Genomic DNA, 2864 nt, shown 5'->3' on the forward strand with positions numbered 1-2864 from the left:
CCAGCCGGTGATGTGGTCGAAATGCTTGAATGCCTCCAGCTGCATCACCCGGGGCATGATCTGCCCGCCCATGATCATGACCACCGTGAGGAGTGATTGGACGGTGGCGAGCAAATTGTCCAGACGCTCGCGCCCGAACCATTTGAGGCAGGCGTTGTACACCAGTACGATGCTGGCGGCGGAGAAGAGCATGAGCAGCGCGGTGGAAAACAGATGAGCAGGGATGAAGCGCCAGGTGCCGCCTTTGCTCCATGGGCCGGCGACGAGTCCGGCGAGATTCAGCGCCAGGGCGAGCACGAAAGCAAAGCCAGCCAGCACGGCGCACTTGGCACGCAGCATCTGCTGCGGAGTCACGGGGCGATGCAGCAGGATCTCCGCCTCCTCTTTCATGAAGAGCATGGTGCCCGCGCTGGAGGCCAGCGTGAGCGAGGCAAACATCAGCGTGAAGCCATGCAGCGTGCACGCAAAGAAAAAGGTGTCCGTGAACTTTGAGAGCATCGCGGGCATGAGGCCGACCAGTGCGTAAATGAAAAGGGTCAGGCCGAGTCCCATCTGCCGACGCGTTTTCTGCGCACCCGCCTGCTGCGCCGCACGCCCACGGAAGAGCAGCTTCCAGAACAGGCTGCGCAGCACCTTCGCGGGCGAGGGGGGCCGGCGGCCATGAGTGTGCGGCATGTTTTCAGCGGCGGTGCTCATGACAACATGCTTTTGGCAAAGGTCTCGGCACGTGCCTCCAGACCACTGAGGCCGGTAAGCTGGGTGAAGAGCTGCTCTAGGGTGTCCGCCCCGTGCTGGTGCTGAAGATCGTGCGGCGAGCCTTCCACGAGCAGTTTTCCCTGCGCCATGATGGCCACGCGATTGCACACGCGCTCCACGACATCCAGCACATGGGAGCTGTAGACGATTGTCTTGCCTTCGCGCGCCAGGGTTTCCAGCAGTGCCTTGAATCCGACGGCGGCATTGGCATCCAGGCCGTCCAGCGGCTCGTCCAGCAGGACGACCTTGGGATTGTGCAGCAGCGCGGCGGTGATGACGACCTTGCGCCGCATGCCTTTGGAGTATGCGCCCAGCAGCTTGGTGGTGAGCGTCTGCTCATCGAGCTCGAAGAAATCCAGGAACTGCCGGATGCGCGGCCGGGCCTCGTCCTCATAGATGCCGTAGAGCGCCCCGATCATCAGGAGAAATTCCAGGCCGGTGAGGGATTCATAGACCGCGCCGGAGTCCGGCACGAAGCCGAGCAGGCGCTTGGCCTCCACGGGATGGGTGGAGACGTTCACGCCGCAGATCAGCGCCGTGCCTTCGTCGGGCTGCAGCATGCCGGTGACCATTTTCAGGGTGGTGGTCTTCCCTGCCCCGTTGGGCCCCAGCAGACCCACGATCATGCCCGGTGGCACCTCCCAAGTCAGATGATCGACGGCAGTTTGAGCGCCGAAGCGCTTGGTGAGACCCTGAATGGAGATCATGGGAGCCGATCATCCATGGGCTGCGGGCGCTTGCAAGACAGCAATCAGGACAGCGTGAGAAGCATGAATTTTAATAGATATTAACTAAAACCCTTGCCGCTAAGGCTAAATTCAATATACTGACTGTAATTTCAATAATATGTCGCATTTCCCTTCCCAGCTCCCGACACGCCTGCGCTTCGCCGTGTTGTTGGTGCTTTTGATTCTTGGCATGCGCCAAGCATCGAAGGCTCAGGCTCCTGCTGCGCCGCTGCCTGCGGCAGGAACTTACGTCCCTGTGGGAGAAGGCGCCAGCATCAAGGTCAACTTTCCCAGCGCGCCCATCCAGGCGATCATCCCCTTTTACACCCAGCTCACGGGTAAAAAGCTCATCCTCGACTCCGCCCTCCAGGGAGAGATGCTCCGCATCATTTCCCCGCAGATGCTCACCAAGAAGGATGCCATCCTCTTCATTGAGTCCACTCTCCTGCTGAATGGCTATGCCATCATCAATGTGGATGCGACCACGGCGAAACTCATCAACCAGGCCGGAGGCAAAAGCCCCACTGCCGATGGCTTGAAGGTGTACAATTCCCTGCGTGACCTGCCGCTGAACGAGGAGATCTGCCACTACGTGCTGCCCCTGCAGTTCGTCTCGGCGGATGAAGCCTCCAAGGCATTCCAGCAGGTCATCAAACTTCATGCCTATGGAGCCATAACCGGCGTTTCGAATGACACCGCCCTCATCATCACGGAAAACAGCACCACCATCCGCAGCATCTGCGAGATCGCCCAGATCATCGACGTACCGCCGACGGAGACCTCCAATGAAATGATCAAGCTGGAGCGCTCCGATGTGGAGCTGGTGGCTGAGATCATCAATGAAATCTTTGAGCAGGAGGAAAAGGCGAAGAGCTCCACAGCCAATCCAACGGCCGCCGTGCCGAATGCCGCCGCACGTCCCGGAGTGCCTGCCGTGCCCGCCAGCCCTGCAGGAAACGCCGGCACCACCGCGACGAATCCCGCCGCTGCACGCGTCAAAGTTTTCCCGTACCGCCGCACGAATGAACTGCTCGTCATTGGCCGTCCGGTGGACATCACCTATATCAGGGGACTGGTCGAGAAACTCGACAAGCAGAGCGACGGCTCCAATTTCCTGAAGCGCCGCCTGAAGTACCTCGACGTGCTCGATTTTCTCATGGTGGCCTATAATGCGCTGGCCAAAGACACCGACATTCAAGGCAACAACGACGGTGCCATCGCAGGCTCTCCAGGTGACGGTGGAAGCCCCCGCCGCAAATCCGGTGCCTCCTCCGACTCTTCCTCCGATGACAGCAACAGCAACAACTCCAACGGTTTCGGCAGCAGCAGCAACTCCGCCTATGGAGCCAACACCGGCCTGGGTGGCAGCTTCGGCAACTC

The 2864-nt window shown here is 60.2% G+C and carries 3 protein-coding genes; 1 reads left to right on the plus strand and 2 read right to left on the minus strand.

Annotated features, from left to right (window positions below):
- On the minus strand, nucleotides 1-696 hold a 696-nt coding region (locus tag ACIREA_RS29955; protein WP_397385985.1), incomplete at its 3' end, for a hypothetical protein.
- Nucleotides 693-1463, minus strand: coding sequence for an ABC transporter ATP-binding protein (locus ACIREA_RS29960; protein ID WP_397385986.1), 771 nt, complete (start codon nucleotides 1461-1463; stop codon nucleotides 693-695). The genes ACIREA_RS29960 and ACIREA_RS29955, both read right to left, overlap by 4 nt.
- Before the next feature lie 139 nt (nucleotides 1464-1602).
- Between ACIREA_RS29960 and ACIREA_RS29965 the strand changes: the two genes are divergently transcribed.
- On the plus strand, nucleotides 1603-2864 hold a 1262-nt coding region (locus ACIREA_RS29965; RefSeq protein WP_397385987.1), incomplete at its 3' end, for a secretin N-terminal domain-containing protein.

Source organism: Prosthecobacter sp., assembly GCF_044373815.1.
Lineage (GTDB): Bacteria > Verrucomicrobiota > Verrucomicrobiia > Verrucomicrobiales > Verrucomicrobiaceae > Prosthecobacter.

Bases quoted from the DNA above. Each gene is read 5' to 3' on its own strand.
- ACIREA_RS29960 (WP_397385986.1), bottom strand. From the start codon at position 1,463: ATGATCTCCATTCAGGGTCTCACCAAGCGCTTCGGCGCTCAAACTGCC.